18 protein-coding genes are annotated in these 17,623 nt (G+C 54.0%); 9 read left to right on the top strand and 9 right to left on the bottom strand.

Annotated features, from left to right (window positions below):
• Positions 1–69: 69 nt before the first annotated feature.
• Complete coding sequence (locus Hhyl2_RS14735) at positions 70–2,037, top strand: archaea-specific SMC-related protein (protein WP_483551527.1); 1,968 nt, start codon at positions 70–72, stop codon at positions 2,035–2,037.
• 16 nt (positions 2,038–2,053) lie between these two features.
• Here Hhyl2_RS14735 and rdfA read toward each other — a convergent pair whose 3' ends face one another.
• Entirely contained in the window at positions 2,054–2,674 is a 621-nt protein-coding gene (gene rdfA / locus Hhyl2_RS14730) for a rod-determining factor RdfA (protein WP_483551526.1), read from the bottom strand.
• 183 nt (positions 2,675–2,857) lie between these two features.
• Between rdfA and Hhyl2_RS14725 the strand changes: the two genes are divergently transcribed.
• Positions 2,858–3,781 (top strand): AAA family ATPase, encoded by a 924-nt coding sequence (locus tag Hhyl2_RS14725; protein ID WP_483551525.1) that lies wholly within the window; start codon positions 2,858–2,860, stop codon positions 3,779–3,781.
• Here Hhyl2_RS14725 and Hhyl2_RS14720 read toward each other — a convergent pair.
• The 4 genes from Hhyl2_RS14720 to Hhyl2_RS14705 are packed head-to-tail and all read right to left on the bottom strand — an operon-like array spanning position 3,756 to position 7,090.
• Positions 3,756–4,394, bottom strand: a complete 639-nt coding sequence (locus tag Hhyl2_RS14720; RefSeq protein WP_483551524.1) for a DUF7519 family protein — start codon at positions 4,392–4,394, stop codon at positions 3,756–3,758. The genes Hhyl2_RS14725 and Hhyl2_RS14720 overlap by 26 nt on opposite strands.
• A 47-nt stretch (positions 4,395–4,441) precedes the next feature.
• On the bottom strand, positions 4,442–5,653 hold the full coding sequence (locus Hhyl2_RS14715) for a DUF58 domain-containing protein (protein WP_483551523.1): 1,212 nt from the start codon (positions 5,651–5,653) through the stop codon (positions 4,442–4,444).
• A 47-nt stretch (positions 5,654–5,700) separates the two neighbouring features.
• Entirely contained in the window at positions 5,701–6,330 is a 630-nt protein-coding gene (locus Hhyl2_RS14710; RefSeq protein WP_483551522.1) for a DUF7269 family protein, read from the bottom strand.
• Positions 6,320–7,090 (bottom strand): DUF4129 domain-containing protein, encoded by a 771-nt coding sequence (locus Hhyl2_RS14705; protein WP_483551521.1) that lies wholly within the window; start codon positions 7,088–7,090, stop codon positions 6,320–6,322. Before Hhyl2_RS14705 ends, Hhyl2_RS14710 begins: the two co-directional genes overlap by 11 nt.
• Before the next feature lie 179 nt (positions 7,091–7,269).
• Between Hhyl2_RS14705 and Hhyl2_RS14700 the strand changes: the two genes are divergently transcribed.
• Positions 7,270–8,121: a hypothetical protein gene (locus Hhyl2_RS14700; protein ID WP_483551520.1), complete on the top strand. Its 852-nt coding sequence runs from the start codon at positions 7,270–7,272 to the stop codon at positions 8,119–8,121.
• A 4-nt stretch (positions 8,122–8,125) separates the two neighbouring features.
• Here Hhyl2_RS14700 and Hhyl2_RS14695 read toward each other — a convergent pair whose 3' ends face one another.
• From Hhyl2_RS14695 to Hhyl2_RS14680, 4 genes are all read right to left on the bottom strand, one after another.
• Positions 8,126–10,306, bottom strand: coding sequence for a hypothetical protein (locus Hhyl2_RS14695; protein WP_483551519.1), 2,181 nt, complete (start codon positions 10,304–10,306; stop codon positions 8,126–8,128).
• A 4-nt stretch (positions 10,307–10,310) separates the two neighbouring features.
• Entirely contained in the window at positions 10,311–10,535 is a 225-nt protein-coding gene (locus Hhyl2_RS14690; RefSeq protein WP_483552047.1) for a hypothetical protein, read from the bottom strand.
• Entirely contained in the window at positions 10,471–10,626 is a 156-nt protein-coding gene (locus Hhyl2_RS14685) for a DUF7837 family putative zinc-binding protein (RefSeq protein WP_483551518.1), read from the bottom strand. Before Hhyl2_RS14685 ends, Hhyl2_RS14690 begins: the two co-directional genes overlap by 65 nt.
• A 365-nt stretch (positions 10,627–10,991) precedes the next feature.
• The gene (locus Hhyl2_RS14680) at positions 10,992–11,261 is read right to left on the bottom strand and encodes a MarR family transcriptional regulator (protein WP_483551517.1); all 270 of its coding nucleotides are present in this window, start codon (positions 11,259–11,261) and stop codon (positions 10,992–10,994) included.
• A gap of 243 nt (positions 11,262–11,504) precedes the next feature.
• On the opposite strand from Hhyl2_RS14680, the gene Hhyl2_RS14675 reads away from it, so the two are divergent.
• The 6 genes from Hhyl2_RS14675 (at position 11,505) to Hhyl2_RS14650 (ending at position 17,471) form a co-directional block, all read left to right on the top strand.
• Positions 11,505–11,897: a DUF7344 domain-containing protein gene (locus tag Hhyl2_RS14675; protein ID WP_483551516.1), complete on the top strand. Its 393-nt coding sequence runs from the start codon at positions 11,505–11,507 to the stop codon at positions 11,895–11,897.
• 80 nt (positions 11,898–11,977) lie between these two features.
• The gene (locus Hhyl2_RS14670) at positions 11,978–13,099 is read left to right on the top strand and encodes a CRISPR-associated protein Cas4 (protein ID WP_483551515.1); all 1,122 of its coding nucleotides are present in this window, start codon (positions 11,978–11,980) and stop codon (positions 13,097–13,099) included.
• A gap of 613 nt (positions 13,100–13,712) precedes the next feature.
• Entirely contained in the window at positions 13,713–14,246 is a 534-nt protein-coding gene (locus Hhyl2_RS14665) for a hypothetical protein (RefSeq protein WP_483551514.1), read from the top strand.
• Complete coding sequence (locus Hhyl2_RS14660) at positions 14,243–15,253, top strand: tyrosine-type recombinase/integrase (protein ID WP_483551513.1); 1,011 nt, start codon at positions 14,243–14,245, stop codon at positions 15,251–15,253. The genes Hhyl2_RS14665 and Hhyl2_RS14660 overlap by 4 nt, the downstream gene beginning before the upstream one ends.
• A 552-nt stretch (positions 15,254–15,805) precedes the next feature.
• The gene (locus Hhyl2_RS14655) at positions 15,806–16,387 is read left to right on the top strand and encodes a hypothetical protein (protein WP_483551512.1); all 582 of its coding nucleotides are present in this window, start codon (positions 15,806–15,808) and stop codon (positions 16,385–16,387) included.
• A 4-nt stretch (positions 16,388–16,391) separates the two neighbouring features.
• Positions 16,392–17,471 (top strand): tyrosine-type recombinase/integrase, encoded by a 1,080-nt coding sequence (locus Hhyl2_RS14650; RefSeq protein ID WP_483551511.1) that lies wholly within the window; start codon positions 16,392–16,394, stop codon positions 17,469–17,471.
• The last annotated feature ends 152 nt before the right edge of the window (positions 17,472–17,623 follow it).

Genomic DNA, 17,623 nt, shown 5'->3' with positions numbered 1-17,623 from the left:
GAAGCAGTCCTATCAGAAGTCAATTCTTACCGAATAAAAAATTATTAATACGGGGGTTCTACGGCCGCTATGGAACAGAAAGTAGCAGGGGAGGAGATATCTATCTCAATAGAGAATATTGGCGGGATCTCCCAGAGCCAGACAAAACTTGCTCCTGGTGTTAACATCCTCTCCGGCCCGAACGCGACAAATCGTACATCGTTTCTGCGAGCGTTGGCAGCTGCCCAGGGCAGCCGCCAGGTGGCAATCAAAGGCGATCAGTCCGAAGCCACGGTCGAACTCGATTTGAATGGTGAGCGGTACGAGCGAACTATCTACGATGCAGACGGTACCAACGTGTTCGAAGGCGAGGTACCGGTCGATGACGAGGATATAGAATTGGCCGAACTTTTCGCGTTTTTCTTTGAAGATAATCGAGGACGGCAAGCGATCAGACAAGGGGACGACCTGTGGGAAGTTGTTATGGAACCCGTCGATACCGATGAAATCGAAGCAGAAATTAATCGGCTCCGGGAAACGCGTGCAACCAAAGAGGACGAGCTAGACCGCATCTCGACGCTACAAGAGAAGTTGCCGCAATTAAAACAACGGCGAAACGAACTCAACGACGAAATTTCGAGCCTTTCAGACCAACTCGAAACAAAACAATCTGAACTGGAGAGCGCTGATTCCAGGGTCTCAGAGACCGAAAGAGAAAACAAAGAACTGGAGGACCGGATTACTGAGTTACGTGAGACGGAGTCCGAACTGGAATCTGTCCAGTCTCGTATCGCATCGAAGGAACAGACGATCAGCCAACTAGAAGATGATCTCGAAGCTGCAAGAAGCGAACTCGAAGATATCTCTTCGGTCGATTCAGATGAACTTGTTAACATTAAATCTGAGTTAGACCGCCTCCATGACGACCTTGCCCGGAAAGAGACGATGATGAGTGAGCTGCAGAACGTCATTCAGTTCAATAAGGATATGCTGGGTGACGAATTGGAGGAGGACGACCCGCTTTCTGTGCTGTCGACAGCCCAAGCTTCAGATACGGATGACGAGGACCCCACAGACCAACTAATCGAGACCGACGAAATCGTGTGCTGGACTTGTGGGACGACTACTAGTCGAACACAAATAGCAGACACTGTTGAGCGGTTGCAGGCTGTACACGAAGATATCTATGGGGAGCGTGAACACCTTCGTGACCAGATCGACCAGTACAAAGAGCGCAAGCAGGAATTGGAGGAAGCCCAGCAACGACGGAGCGATCTTAAAGAGTCACTCTCCGAAATTGAGTCACAACTCGAACGGACAGAAGGAACGATAGAGACGCTCCGTGAGAAGAAAACGGACCTCAGTGAGCAACAGGAGCGTCTGGAAGACGAAATTGAATCGCTCCGGGAGCAACACGAGGACGAACTCCTCGATCTGCGCCAGGAGGTACAGAATATCGAGATAGACCTCCGCGAGGCGAAAAGCGAACACGAATCGGTCTCGGAAGAAATCGAATTGGTCGAACAGGAAGTCGCCAAAATGGACTCCCTAGAGGACGACATCGACGATCTCACTGTACAAATAAAGGATCTCAGAGGCCGTGTCGACCGTATCGAGACCCAGATCGTCGATCGATTCAACGAGAGTATGAACACTGTACTGGAGGTGCTCGAATACGATAACATCGAACGAATCTGGATCGAACGTCGCGAGGTGACAGTCCGTGAGGGCCGTCGAAAGGTCGATAAGACACGCTTCGATTTGCATGTCATCAGAGAAGCGGAAGATGGAGGAACATACGAGGATACGATTGACCATTTGAGTGAAAGCGAGCGCGAGGTGACAGGCCTGATATTCACGCTCGCGGGGTATCTCGTGTTCGAGGTCTACGAGAAGGTCCCGTTCATGATACTCGACTCACTGGAGGCAATCGATAGCAGGCGTATCGGACTGTTGATCGACTACTTACAGACCCATGCAGACATTATCGCGGTCGCACTACTGGAAGAAGACGCTGCCGAACTCGACGCTTCGTACCACCGAATTACGGACATTTGACTTTGTCGGCGAGCAGTCACGTATTCTCTCGGCACTCACACCCCCGCTGATCGAGGAGTTCTGTGATCTCTCTGGTTGTGCCACAGTCATTGCAGGATACCTGGATGTTGACGAAGACGTCAAATTCACCGAGCGCGAATTCGTCGCGATTGTTCAACTTACTCAGATTATTCTTGACCACCGATTGGGTTCTGCTGCTCAACCGCTGGATCGATTGTCTGGTTGCATTGATGAGTTCCTCCGTGGACTTCTGGTCTTTCGAGGTATCTATCTCGCGTATCTGTTTGAGGTACCGATACATCGTCTGATGTGAGACGAAATCCGCTTGGATCTCTTCAGCGTCCACATCGTATTCTGCAAGGCGGTTTTCTGCTTGGACTGTCTCACCAGGTCGCGTATCGTCATCAGTCATCAGTTCGTATATCGACTCTATCTCCCCGTCCAGTGCGATCGAGCCCGATGCAGCGATTGCCTCACGGAGGAGTGTTCGGTTGAAATATTCTGCTAACTCGCGAGTGCTATGTCCTTCGAATCCCTCACCTTTCCATCGCCGTTCGAGTTCGTCACCGAGCGTTTCCAACTCGTATTTCTCGATGGCCGTCTGGACCTTGTTCCGAGGTGAATTAGATTGGGGCATAATACTAGCATTCATCCAGAAGACGAATATATCGCTTCTGGCTTGTCCGGTACCTAGGATCCTCCTCAGCTACCCCTCCCAATCCACAGTATACTGTAGATAACAATCTCGATAGCAGCTAAAAAAGATTGCATGGAACAGACGGGGACAATCGAAACCGCCGCTGAGAAATGTGAGGCGATAATGGATCAGGTGACTGACGCGGTGGTCATTGACAAGGACCGGCTTGAGACAATCCTAACTGGGTTTCTCGCCAGGGGGCACGTTCTCATCGAAGACGTGCCCGGTACCGGCAAAACACTGACCGCACGGACGCTTGCCAATGCCCTCGGACTCACGTTCTCGCGTATCCAGTTTACCCCCGACCTGCTTCCGGCTGATGTGACTGGAAGCTACGTCTTCAACGAGAAGTCACGAGAGTTCGAATTTCGACCAGGACCACTATTCGGGAACGTGATTCTTGCGGACGAGATCAACCGCGCATCACCGAAAGCACAAGCAGCACTGCTCGAGGCAATGGCAGAGCAGCAGGTAACGATCGACGGCCAGACACACACGTTGCCCGAACCGCTCTTCGTCATCGCTACACAGAATCCGGTCGAGCAGGACGGCACGTTCCCCTTGCCGGAAGCACAGCTCGATCGATTCGTCATCAAGACGGCGCTCGGGTACCCCGATGCAGCGGGCGAACTCGAGATCATCGACCGCCGGGCAACGCGGTCAGAACGCACGCCGACGGTCGATACTGTCAGTACAACCTCGCCGGAAACCCTTCGGGCAGCCACGGACGACGTCCACGTAGCGAGGTCAGTCCGGAAATATCTCGTCGAGTTAGCGCGAGAGACGCGAGCGGACAGCCGCGTCGAACTCGGTGCTTCGCCACGAGCCACACAGCGATTGTTCGAGACAGCGAGAGCACTCGCAGTCATCCGTAACCGGCCCTACGTCACCCCGGATCACGTCAAAGACATTGCGCCTGCAGTCCTCGGCCACCGAATTGTCCTCTCGAACGATCTCCAGTTCGACAGTGTCGACGGGCGAGACGTCGTGGCCGACATGATCGACGAAACCCCGGTCCCGACTATCGGCGATACAACGCGATCATGAGTACGAGACTCGCCACCAGAAGCAAGACCAGCGCCGGCAGTGGGAACGTGATCTCGTAGTCGGCGATAAACAGCCCGATCCCGACGAGGACACCACCGTATCCGAGTCCGACACTGGCGTGGACGAGTTCGACTGGATACGTTCGTGCATCCGTCCGCAATTGCTCACCCAGCGTAATCCCGTGGTTTGCATTGTCCCACGCGAGAACAGCGCTCAGCGTCGCACCCAGCAGTATCGGGATCGAGGAGGTCTGGAACACCCCAGCGAAGAGAATGCCGAGAAGCAACGCAGCGAGTCCAGCCGCGACACTCACACGGGCACCCCGCCTCCGAACCGGGTACAGGCCAGCGCCGAACAAGAGAACCCCACAGATACCAAAGAACAGTTCCGGCCGCTCTATGAACAGTTCGAGGCTTACGATCCCTGAGGCGGCGACCAGTAGCAGTATCCCGATCCCAGCGCACTGCAGAAGCACTTGATAGATGATCGTGCTGTACCGACCAATGTGGGGCCCACTTAGCAGCAGCCCAATCGCTGCAACGGTTCCGACCACCAGGTGCTGCTGTGAGGGGGTCTGGGTGAGGCTTCCAACTGCCAGCGCTGCGAACAGCACCGTGATTCCGCTGGCGAGTGGCGTCGGTCGGTGGGCAATCTGATCCGTCATTGTGACCCTGGCTCCGTCCGAGCCGGGCTGACAGATGTCTCGACCGGTGTCGTTGGATCCCAGTCAACGACAGAGACACCCGCATCAGAAAGGCACCGCATGCGCTGGTACCGTTCTACGCTGGCGAGCTGGTGTCCCAGTGTGTCTGTGGCGGTCACATTAGGACTGAGCACTGTGAGCGTGGCACTGGCTGCTGCGAGTGATGACACTGCGTCGAGAATGGACTCGTCTGTGAGCGGCGAGCAGACGAGAACGTTCGTATCAGAGTGGAGACGGTGCCGAATCCTGGCTGTCTGCTGTTCGAGATCATAGTCGACAGAATCACTCGCTCGGAGAGACACCGCTGGGGCCGCTGCAAGTTTCTGCTGTATCCGCTCGCGGTGGGCCTGACCACTTCCCGGTTGTTCCATCTCGAAGCTCGGGCCAAGGACGGCCAGCCCGACGACAGTGCGTGGCTCTACGGTCCGCAGAATACCTCTGAGTGCTGTGACAGAATGAGCTACCGCCGTCGCATCCTGGTCGGAGCGAGAACGGTGCGCGCATGGCCGCGCATCCAGGATCACGAACAGGGACAGTCGACCTTCGCTCTCGAATTCGATAGTACTCAATTCGCCGGTCCGTGCCCATCGCCGGGAGTCGATTCGGCGGAGCGGGTCCCCATCGTGGTACTCCCGGACGGTCCGGAACTCGATGCCCGTCCCGGCTCTATCGCTGGCAACCTCCCCACCATGGCCAGTCGCCTGCAGCGCCGAATAGTCGAAATCAGAGCCAGTACAGTCGATCTCCACGGGATCGGGAAGCGTTGTTTCCACTTCGTAGCACCCAGTTACGTCCCGTGCTACTGCGACCGCTGACTCAAGCCGGTGTACTCCCGGTACTGTGTCGACGGCGTACGAGAACTCGGTCGTCTTCCCAGGCCGAAGAACGGCGGCGTGTTGTGGGCTCCCTGATTGAACAGTGAGCAATGCGGGAGTGCCATCGACGAGTCTGAAATCAGTGAGTGTCCGGGACCCCCTATTAGTAACGCGTGTCGTAATCGTCACTGACTCGCCGGGGTCGGGAGCGTGGTCGCTGAGCTGATGCTCTATTTCGAGGTCGACCGTTGGTGGAACAGTGAGATAGGGGTACGCTGCGAATCCGGTACCGATAATCCCCAGCAAGAGTACGCCCGGCCGATCGGTCAATACACCGCCAACGACGGCGACCATCGCAACTGCGATGATTCCATGCCATCGCCCGGTCGGACTGCAGGTCGTCACTCGTCTCCCCCCTTCGGGGTGTCGATGCCCGAAGAGTCTACGAGTGCACGCACAGCCGTTTTGCTCTGTTCGAGTTCCCAGAGGTCTCCAGTCACCCAGCCCCAGACTCGACGCGAAGCCGACACCGCTGTGGATCCTTCAGTAAGATATGTCGCGACCGCAGACTCAGTGGCCAGGGGTTCATTGGGTAGTTGCGCGGTTTCGCCGGTTCCAGTGAGAAGTGGACGCTGTCCTGCAGCCCTGCAGGACGCAAGCTGGAGTCGTTCGCGTAGCTCTTCACGTGTCAGGTCTGTACTCACCAGCTGTCCGAGCCGGCCCATTGTGAGGACGGCGTCGACCTCGTCGCCAGGTGTAGGTCCCTGCTGAGGGGTCTCCGGGTCCGGGAGGCTCGCATGCCAGACACCGCTTCGGAGACGGTAGAGCACCATCCAGACGAGGATAAGCAGCCCCAGAGCGCCGACCAGCCCAACGGCGAAGTACTCGTTCCCTGCGACTGCGACCAGTCGACGAACTGGGACTAGCGAAGGACCACCTGGTACCAGTGCAAGGCCAAACGCCAGAATCCCAGTCGTCACGAGAGATGCTCGAATAGTTCGTTTCACGAACGAAACCGGTTCAGTGGACATCCTGATTCTCCAGCGCTTGCAGGACTCGGTTGGCGACCTCGGTTCGCTCATCCGCTGGTGGGAGGTCACCATAATGGATATCCTCTACTGCCCGGCGGATTCGCTGGACCATTGCCGGGTCGAATCCAGCGTCGATTGCAGCCTGCGCACACTCTCGAGGGGTTCGGTGTGCCGTCTCAGTTACGTCCGCTTCGATGAGCAGTTCGGCCCATGCCTCCTCTATGACGTTGTCTGGCGTCCACGGGAGCTCCTTCTGAGAGGAGGGCTCAGATTCAACTGTGTGATTCCTGGGGAGTTTGGTGCGGATCGAGCTGCGATATCTCGCCCCAACACCGACGACTCCCAGACACACAACAATGAGGGTTCCGAGGAGTAACGGTCTGTGCTGGCCACCACCGTGCTGGGCGGACGGGGTTCGATCGACGACGGGTCGTTCAGTTGTTTGCTGCTCGGCGTGTGCGTCGCGTTGATCGTCTGTTGATTTCGCGGCTTGCTTCGTCTGTGGTGGTTGCCGGGTATTTGTTTCCTGACGGGACTGTGACGCTGATTCGGCATCATGGTCGTACTTGTCATCGACGCCAGCTGCAGCCTCCTCCAACCGGTCTCCCCAGGCACTCGCCAGCGGTATGGCGTCTCCATCGATATCGATGGCTTCGGATGGGTCTGTCGAAACTGATGCCTCCAGCGTCGAGGCTGAAAGTCCGATGGCTGCCACAGTGAGACACGCCACACCAACAGCGACAGCTCGTTCCGGATTCATCAAGCTCTTGCGAGTATTGGCGGTGCCAGGGTATTGTTAGGGACCGCATGAATACTCAGAGCCCAGGTTGGCGTGAACTGTCTCAAAAGAAACTTGTTCAGGGAGTGATTGTATCCTGATAGTTAATGGGACCTGGATTGCCAGTCGAACCTGACGAACTCCGCGCGATCTACCTAGAGATGGCAGAGGAGGTATTTTCCGACGAGGAATCGCTACGGGAGAGTTTGCCGATCGATACGACGGCCGACGTCTCGGCTCATATCACTGAAGTCGCCGAGGACTGGGAGACCACTCGGAAATCTCTTCGGACAATCCCGGCTGCGAATGTCTATGCCAAGGAACTTCGTGATCCGCTCGATTCAGCTCTGCTCAGGGTGTTGGTCGGGCTGGACGCTGAGGTGAACGTTCTTGACGACATCATCGATACGAAAGATCTGCCGACGGAGCAACGCGTCGCCCTCACGGCAAACGCCGCGTTTGCATCGCTACTCGTCGCCGAACACGCGCCGCCGGCACACCGTGAGGCAATCACGACCGCACTTCGGGAGTACTTCACTGCGCTCTTCCAGATTCCGCTAGTAGAGACCAAACTGTTCAGGCAAATGCGCGACGCGACAACGCCGACCGATCGACGTGAGGCGAGCCAGGAAATCTATCGGTATCGCGCCCGCGATATCGATGCCTTCGCAAAGATTCCCGCACTTGTGGGCGAAGTTGACGAACAGGCAGAAGACCAGCTCCGAGAAGATCTTCGCGCGTTTCGCGCCCGTAGACTCCTGTTCAAAGACATTCACGATGTTCCGCGTGATCTTGCGGACGACGATATGACGCCGATTGTCGCTCTTCTCACCGCTCATGACTCGGTCGAGACGATTGTCACAGAAGTTCGGCAAATCCATGACTCGTTCGAGTACACGACTACCGGACAGGCCCGCTACGGAGATGTGCTTGTCGAACTGGAAGATGCCCCGGACGACCTTGCGTCGCTTCTTCGAGAGCAACAGCACCTCGTCCGTACAACTGCTGACTAAGAGCTCAGTCTGATTGATCCCGATGCTCTGTAGGACCGATCAACTCTTCAGCTGCTGCGAGGGCATCCTCTGCCAGTTCGGTATCGACTGAACCGGTGAACACGGCCTGTTCGTAGGCGCCAGCAACGGTCTCTAGTGTGGCGCCGTCGATATCACTGTCAGCAGCAGTGGTAGCCGCAACGAATTCGCGATGCGTTGGCGAGTCCGACACGTCCACCTGGTCTTGGAGCTGGGACACGACCGACGCGTATGCTGTCTTTACTGCCTGCTCAGTATCGCCGTTAGTGATTGACTCCCTCGCTCTGTCGACCCACCGCTGTGACTCGTGGTGCGGTTGTTGCTCCGCTGGAGCCTCGTCAGCCATCTCAGGTTCGGGTGCTGCAGTAGTGCTGGTTGGCTCGTCAGTTGTAGTAGACTCTTGAGCAGCTTCTCCATCCCCACGACGCCGGAGGACTAGCGCCCCTAAACCGAGGATGATGAGGACAGCACCACCAACGACGATCTCGCTGTTCGACAGGAGCAACTGTAGCAGGCCTGCACTACCGTCGCCCAAGAGACCAGAATTCTGGCTCTGTGCGGTCTGGTTACTGACGGGTATCGTCGCCTCTGCCCTGGTGGGTGCTAGATTCGAGTCCTGATTGTTGTAGAAGACGACGACTGGAACCTTTGAATCTGCTCCTCCGGCTGAGCGGACATCATTGACGGGTACAGAGACTCGATATTCACCACTCTGGGTCGTCCGCGTCGATACGTTTGTCTCCGGTCCAAATGCGAGGAAAATGAGTTGTTCATCGAGGGGGCGGCCGTCGATGGTGGTCAGATTCCCTCTGATAACCAGCGTCGAACCTTGCTGGCTCCCGCTGACAGTCAGATTCGTCGGTGTCTCCTCGATAGTAACTTGCTCGGTCGTTGTCGCAGGGCCGACTGCCAGTCCTGCAGTGGGCTGATTTATACGGATGCGAGTCTGGCCGGGCTGAACCGTCCGTGAGACCCGCTGTGTCACTGTTGCAACACCAGCATCACTCGTCCGGTTTGTCGAGCGAGTTTCGGCAAATCGCGTCTCAATGGGCAGGTTTGGTACCCGTTTTCCATCGACCAATGGGACGACAGTGACCGTTACCTCATCACCGTATCCAGCTCGAGTCGGGTCAACACTCACGTTCAGTGTCGGGCTGACCTGCCGGACACTCACAGAGAGAGTGTCACCAGAGCCGAGATACGGTGATTGGGATGCCGGGCGGTACTGTACGGAAAGTGTCGTCGCGTTCGCAGGCAGCGTTACGGGACGGTACGTGAGCGTGAACGAGCCATTCTGTGTCGTTTGTGTCCGATAAATGCGATCGTGAACCTGAAGACGGACACTGCGGTTAGCGATTGCCGTCCCATTTGCCGTCGTCAGTTGCCCAGAGATATTCGCGGGTGCTGTAAATGCAATGGCAGATGAATCCGATTCGACAGTGAGTTGCGTGTCGACGAATGTCTCGGCCCGAACGGTGTCTTGCAATTCGAGGACTTCGGCTGTTTCGTTGCTAATCGGTTGCTGTGCGGCAGTAGTATTCAAACCGGTCTGATTACTCAGTCTCTGGTACGACCGGCTCAACGACGAGTTCAATCGGCGCAGTTGTTGACTGCGTGCTTCCAGTCGTCGAGCAGCGGCTCGTGTCGCAGTCTGGTTGCCGGCGTTTCGCGCCCTGAGATACGAAGCATAGGTCTCGTTGTATGCTTCGCGTGCGTCCGTGTAATTCCGTTGTTGGCGCTGAACAGTCCGATATGTCGAGGTAGCTTCATCGTCAGTAGGTCTGTCCGTCTCACCGGCGACCTCTACATACTGGCCGAGACGACTGTCATAGTCGTCGCCGAGTACCGCTCGTGCGCGTTCGTATTCGCTCTGAGAGAGCGCGATTGTACTTCCTTCCAGCCGTTGTAACATATCCCGTTCGAGCCATCGACTCACCGCAGACGCATTCCCGTCCTCGTCGGCGGTGTCTGGGCGCTCGTGCTGGATCGTCGAATTATTTGTCGGCGTTGGTGTGGGCGTGGTTTGCTGTGTGTAGTCGGTTGTCGGTCGCTCTACTGCAGCGACTGTTCCACCGAAAATCCCGGCGCTAGAGAGCCCGATCAAGAGGACGACGGCGAGTATGCTGACGAAGGCACTTCGTTCCACTCTCCCAACCATGCCAGTCACGTCGTCAACCAGTCAGTGTATAGGCAAAAACCTGCCTGTTCAGGTCGTCGCTCTCGGCCAGAATCGTGTCACGACCGGCTTCCAAGCGAACGTCGACGACGCGCCGGTGCGTGTCGGGTATAGCACCGAGACTACGCGGGCGGTGTCGGCTCAGCAACTGTTCCTCAAGAGTCTCGCGGTCGAACCGGTTCCTCACACTCGTAACACTCTGCGTAGCACCGACGCTCACCGTCAACGTCGTACTCAACGAGGACCGCGCCGGCGTCGATCGTGGTGTCGCACTGTGGGCAGCTGCCGACCGTGGGACCAGGTGGGCTCATGCGTATCAAAGAGGGAACTCGGGGCGTGTGACATGAACCGAGTTCCAGCCAGAGATAGCAGGCTGAATAACTTACCATTTCGGGAGGGGTCCGCTTGGTGCGGCCGCGGCAGTTCCTAGTATTAGTAGACCACAGAGTGAACCTCAATTTGTGTCGGTATCTCCGGCCGAGTGCATCTCGAAACAAGCGCGAGAAGTCAGTGCTTTTTTGCTTTATTGAAAATCTTATGTCACCATTATACAATCATATCCGCAATAGATACATCTACCTAGAACTAAACCTCAAATATATACATTTCTTAATACCAAGGTAGAGGCTTAGATGCTATTTTGATACGCCGATTGCCATCTTTCTCGATCAACCAATCACGGTTCGTGTTCAAGTTCGAGGTCTCTCACATCTAGTTCACCTTCGAGATATTGTTGTCCATGTTCGGTGATATCATAAACACCGTTTCCAAGGTGGACCAGCAAACTGGCGGAAACGAGCTTTTTGCAACGCTGATTGATATGTTGGCGTGAAAATCGAACTCGTCCACTGTCAGCCATCTCTTTAGGTGTGTCTGGCCCTCTTTCGGAGAGATGCTCCAAAATCCGGTCATCAGCGCGTGACATCCAGTCGTCGTCAAACCGCATGGTCACTAGTGGGTTGACCCCAATGATTGGAGGTTCGCTAAGTCACCCACACAATCTTTAAGCAACTATGGTTGTCTAGACTCATCTAACGATATCCCGATCTTTGAGCAATAGAAGAGACATGGTACTAATCCTCAGAGTAGGACCCCGACCGGAATCGGCACAGGAAGCGCAAATCCCAAAAGTCGGTTCGGAGTTCACCACCAGAGAATCCACTTCCAGCGTGGGTTCAATAACGACCCGATGAATGGCGACCAAGACTTTGAAGAGTTCCTTTCCAGGCTCTACCACTCTCTTCGTGCAACCCGCCGCCGGTATGTCATACAGGTTCTGGAGAAAACCAATAAGAGATTGCTTACAACGCGAGAACTGGCCCGAAAAATTGCGAGTCTCGAAATCGGTGTCCCAGAGCGACAGGCTACTGGCGAGCCCTACCGTAACGCGTACAACGCACTCTCGCAGACGCATTTACCGACCCTGTCGGACGCAGGTATCATCATCTACGACTCCGAGCGACAGACAGTCTGTCGCGGGCCAAACTTCCGAATCGCCTCGCTTCTCCTCGACACTAACACACCGACGGTAGACTTGTTCCAGGCCCTCCTCGAAGAAGCAGAAGACGAGACAGACCTATGACCACAATCGGCGATTGATCAAATGGAGTGGTCGCCTCCTGAGAGCTATCGATGGCCCTGTAACCGCCATCCACCAAGATCATGGCAGCTGAACATTCACCATCCTCTCGACCGGAAAACCCCTCACCCGCTGATGTCCTTACCTCACTTTCGGCTGAGTGCTTCCAAGACTGGTACCGGGAGCGCCAGTATAGACGAAACATCGAGAACGGCACTCCGTATTTCAACGGTCCAAGCCGGGTACCCAAGCCCGAGCGATACAGTCCAAGCTCACTCCTCCAGTGTCACCGAAAGACTCTCTACCGACAACATAACGCACCAGCAGAGGAGTCGGATCCGGATGGAATCTTCTGGTTTGGGACGCGATTCGAGGAGGACCTCGTCTTCCCGTTTCTCGAGCGCGCGGTCACGGGTCCGAACACATACGTCCGGAACACGATGTGGATCGACACCACAGTCGAGACTGACGCTGGCGAGCTACGGATCAAGGGCGCGACGGACCCTGTAATCGTCGACGAAGACTCTGTGCCAGTACTCCCGACGGAAGTCAAAACCAAGTCGTCTATCGATCACATCGATGCACCCAGTCAACATCATCGGGCACAGGTGCACGCATACCTATTCGGCCTCTCAGAAAAGTACGATATTGAGCTTACCGACGGAGCAATCCTGTATGGCAGTCGTCAGTCGCTGGAGGTAGAGGTTTTTCATGTTGAGTTCGACGAGGTGTTCTGGGAAGATATCGTTCTGGAATGGGCGAGGAAGCATACCCAGTACAGACTCGCTAGCGAGCTCCCCCCTGCCATACCAGAGTATGACTGGGAATGCGACTTCTGCTCGTATCGTGAGCGATGCGGGATGGGGGAACGACACGCTACGGACTGCGGTAGCACCGGCCTCCTGACGAGGTACTCAGGGTACCCACGCGAGAAGCTCGTTGAGTATCTTGACTCACACCCAGATGCAGAACTGACTCCCTCGCTCGCGTTTGAACACAGAGACCTAGCAGACGAGTACGGCGTCTACGATTGGGAATGTACCCGGTGTCGCGGGACGTATGCATGGGATTCGGTCGAGTGGAATGGAGACGTTACTCAGCCCCCACGGTGCCCGGCGTGTTTCGAGACAAACTCGATCAGCCTGCTTCGCGGGCCTGAGCCGGATAATCAAGTTGGCCGAAGGAGTGCTCATGTCACGGAATAGTTGGCTACACCTCGACGAGCTCCGAGAGAGTTGGCTATTCCTGATCGCTGGCGGCTCCAGGAAATCTGATAGCGAGCAAGGTTCGTCGAATTCCAGATGGGAAATGGAGTACTGGGAGCTCGGGGTCGGGAATCCCGAATCACTGGTTAGAACAACAGCGTTGAGTCGTTCTGGGAAGCGGTCTCTCTCCCAGCGCGACCTGCTGGAGGGTCTTCTTGACGAGCTACGGACTCACCGATACCGAGACACTCTGCTCATCACTCCCGACCAATCGACACTACAGCACCTTCGAGGGTGTCTAGTTGCAACCGAGATCGAAACACCATCACTCCGCGGGCTCTCCCACATCGAGATCGAGTCGCAGTTAGCGTCACAGTTTGGACAATCTCTTGCGGACTATGGAATCGATGAAGCGGAGTGGCAGCGGCCGCGCATAACAGACGATACTCAACAGCGGGTGGTAAGCACGGGAACAGTAGAGCGCGTCTGGGAGGTCTGGAAAACGCTCTACCGATTGATTCCTGGGGCCTCACTTGAGGGGGTGCCACTGTGAACGTAATCAGAAGTAGCCTCAACCCTGCTTCTTTCGAGAGGACAAGATTGGTGGAATAGCATGACCACCAAGGAACCGACGTTCATACGTCGAAAATTCACGATAACAGAGACGCTCGATCAAACGCTACAGGAGATCGCGACACGGCACTATCAGGGGAATGTGAGCCTGTGCCTGCGTGCAGCGATCGAGAGTCATCATCAAGTCCTAGATGGGGAAGGGCAGTTTGCTCTACAGCAGATCGAGCGACAGTTGAACGGGGTAGAGCAATCTGTTCAAGAAATTCGAGCGAATCTCGACGAGATTCCTGTAGAAACGGCTGAGAGCGAAGGCAATGGAGACCTCCAACCGATTGAATGGGGGGTGCAGATGGAGGATGATATGCCGGCAATAGTTGAGGTTCTAAAGACGGCATCGTCACCATTGCGAATCGAAGATCTACTTGAACAGACTGAATTGGCTCCGTCACGTCTCCAAGCTGATCTCGCTCGCTTGGTCGACAGCGGTCTGGTCGTAAAGACAGTAGATGGACTACAGCGGTTCGCGCTCGCGGGTCAGGTCAATCGCTCGCAGGACCGGGAGACAGAACGATGAACAGAGCCGAGGAGGCGTCTGGTATCCAACTACCAGACGGATATGCGACAGAATATTTGGAACACGCAGCGGGACTGAAGCTCTCTTCGAGTTCGACGGACACGTACGAATCTCACCTCCGAGGATTCGTTCAGTTCCTTCACGATAGTGAGACATCGGTCATAGATGCCACATTCGAAGATGTATTGCAGTTCGTCGAAGAGTGCGTCAGGCGTGGAAACCGCCAGTCGACACTCCAGGGAAAGGTCACGACGATCAGTGAGCTATACAAATACATTCGGCTACGAACTGAGGCCGGCGACGAGTTGTCACTGGAACCATTACGGTTAGCTGAAATCGACGTGAGTCGCTATCGAACTCCAGAGCCGATCAAACGAGTGGCACTGTCTCGTGAAGAACTACGAAAACTGTTCGATGCGTTCGACTCATTTCGGAACCGGCTGATGGCAGTGGTTGCTGTGGAAACTGGACTTCGAAATTCCGATCTACGGGAACTCAAGATTAAGGACTTGGACTTTGAGAGTCTGAAAATCCACGTATCTGATCCGAAAGGTTCGAAGCCGTACGATGTTCCGATGAGTGAGGATTTGGCATATGAGTTGAGATTCTGGCTCCAACACCACAGAGGTGGTTATGCAGACGCAGATGACAGTCCCTACGTGTTCCCCAGCCAGCGAGGGCAAAGGCTCGAATCGAATGGAAGCCTCAACAAGATTATCAGCGAATCAGCCGATCAGGCCGGCTTACAAGAGGTAATAGGTGAATCGAAAGTTCATATAAACGAAGGTGGCCACTCCCAATCAGAAATACAAACCAGGCAGTGGCAGCGTGTGACTCCCCACACACTCCGTCACTCGTTCATTACCCTCCTTGCCGAATCAGGTGTTGAGGTCGCATATCGACAGTTGGTAGCCAACCATGCAGACCCAGATACGACACAGATGTACACCCATGCTGAAGAGAATCGTTTTTCTGAGATTCGAAAGTTGTTCAGGCCACCGCGGTGAGAATGTCCAAAAATATGACCTAATAATATACGCTCGAATGCGGGGCGTGAATTTGTAGATTTAAAGCCTGCGTGACAGCCGTTCGGCTGTTACATTCAGTTTTAATTAGTATGATTAATTATCATTAGGGACCGGTTAATACCAGAGTTAAAAAATTGTCTCCTTTTACTTTGAGTTTTTCAAGCAGACTACAGAGGTATGGAAGTTTAGAAGTGTGAAAAATAAAGTAACTGCCCCGATTCATCGGAATTTTTTTATTATAGGCGAGTATTGTATTACATATCGGGCAGCGAAAACGCTGTGCGAAAACACTCCGGTAAAAGCTTCACCTTACCAAGCAAGACTGCCGAGTCTACTTGCTGGGAAGCCCCGGGGCGTAGTAGCGCCCCGAGAACGGAGCTCACCTATGACTAGGACAAACTCCAATATCAGGTTACAGAGGCGAAGATTAAAAAGTATCGTGCGAAGGGGGGCACACAGTCTCCGCGTCACTCGGAATGACCCGGCTGCTGCTAAAGATGTCCACTCCTTCTTGTTCACGGAGGGCCCAAGATGCTGAAAGACGAGTCGAACCGTTTCGATATCGACCTGGATTCTCAAGAGGCAGGTAAGTCTGTAAAACCCAATAGCACGATCACTCTAAGGCAGAAGCGTCTACTAGATCAAATGGTAGATATGCGGTACGCAAACCGGAGTGAAGCACTACGAGCTGCAATTGAGGGGCTTCGAGAGCGGCTTGAAAGAAAGGGTGCTCAGCCGATTGATGAGATCAAAGTTGAGGTCCAGTCGCTGGAATCAGAGATTAAGGAGCTATCAGAGAACGTCGACACAATTCACTCAGCACTGATTGCAGCGGGCGCAGATCAGAGACAGAGAAGCAATGACAGGACTGAAAATAAAATGCAGGCCCAAGCCCCGGCTAAATCAGCCCATTCGTCGGATAAACTGGCCAAGACTGTTCAGGACCTGGTCCTCAGAATGGACCAGCCCACAATTTACGACCTTACTACAAATAGTGGATTAACGACAAGAGAGGCACTGCAGGGGATTTTGCATCTCCAAGACAGAGGGCTGATTACCGCCTCTAAAAACCAGCAGCAAGTCGAATTCCGGTTGTCGGACATGGAGAGATGATTGTATGAGCGCACACACCTCATCAGACCGACCGGAGAGGCCAAAATGTCCGATATATCAAGAGGCAAGTCAAAAAGAAGAATGGCAACAGCTACTCAGGGGACCGGTGGACATAGAACCTCGTTGTGGGCATTTCATCAATAAAGCAATCGATGAAAGAGACAATTGGGCCAACTCAACGTTAAAAGGGTACTCCGCTATGGCATCAAGGTTTGTCGAATTCTTACACAATAATGGAGTTATGGTTTGTGAAGCCGAACTCAGTGACTTGAATGACTTTTTTGACCATTTAGCAGAACGACGGCTCGCTGTCAAATCATATGGGGGTTATAGAACAGTGGTAATCCATATGTACAAACAAATAGCCACAAGCCAATATGATTCTAATATAACGCCACACGAGATCAGAGAATTTATTGAAATAAATAAACTTCCTGCCAAAGAAGAAATAGAAAGAGAGGCAATCTCAAAGAAAGAAGTGAAACAATTGCTGGATTCGGCGCCTTGCTTCCGGGATCGGTTGATGATTCAACTGGGGGTAGAATGTGGCGCGCGGAACAGGGCTCTGTGTACTCGAAAAATGAAGCATGTCGACTTAGATCAGAATATTGTACAAATTTATAATATAAAATCAGATAGAAAATATACCATGCCGATATCTAACGATCTATCAATGAAACTTCGACACTGGACCGAAGTTACGCGAGAAGCGTATGAACCTTCAATCAACAACGATTATTTATTTCCCAGTCGGGGGGGAGGTCATATTGGGATGGGGTCTTTTTCGAATATCGTGCGAGAATCCGCCGAAGATGCAGGTATTCAAGAAGTGATTGGGACGATAAGTATCACAGAGAGACAAAAAGAGTCATTCAATACTAACGAGATGAAATTCTATCGAGTTACTCCACACGCACTCCGGCACACGTTCAACGAGCTAATGAGGGATCAAGGAGTTTCCCGAGAGATACGCAGCCAAGCCTTGGACCACTCAAGCACAGAAATCACGAAAGAACATTACGAGCATAAGTCCGAAGAACACTTGTATACTATTAGGAGTTCACTTGAGAACATCTCACTTTGATAATATTCTTTAGTATATTTTCAGTTACTAACCTATTTATCAAACTTTTTTCATATTGGTTTTCCTGTTTCTATGACGCTATAAATAACGGATTGGCAGAACCTTGACCGGGACCACCGCTTGACGAGATGTATAGTGGTCACTGAGTGACC

The sequence above is a fragment of the Haloarcula sp. H-hyl2 genome (assembly GCF_056934385.1).
This window is presented reverse-complemented; position numbering and strand designations above follow the sequence as displayed.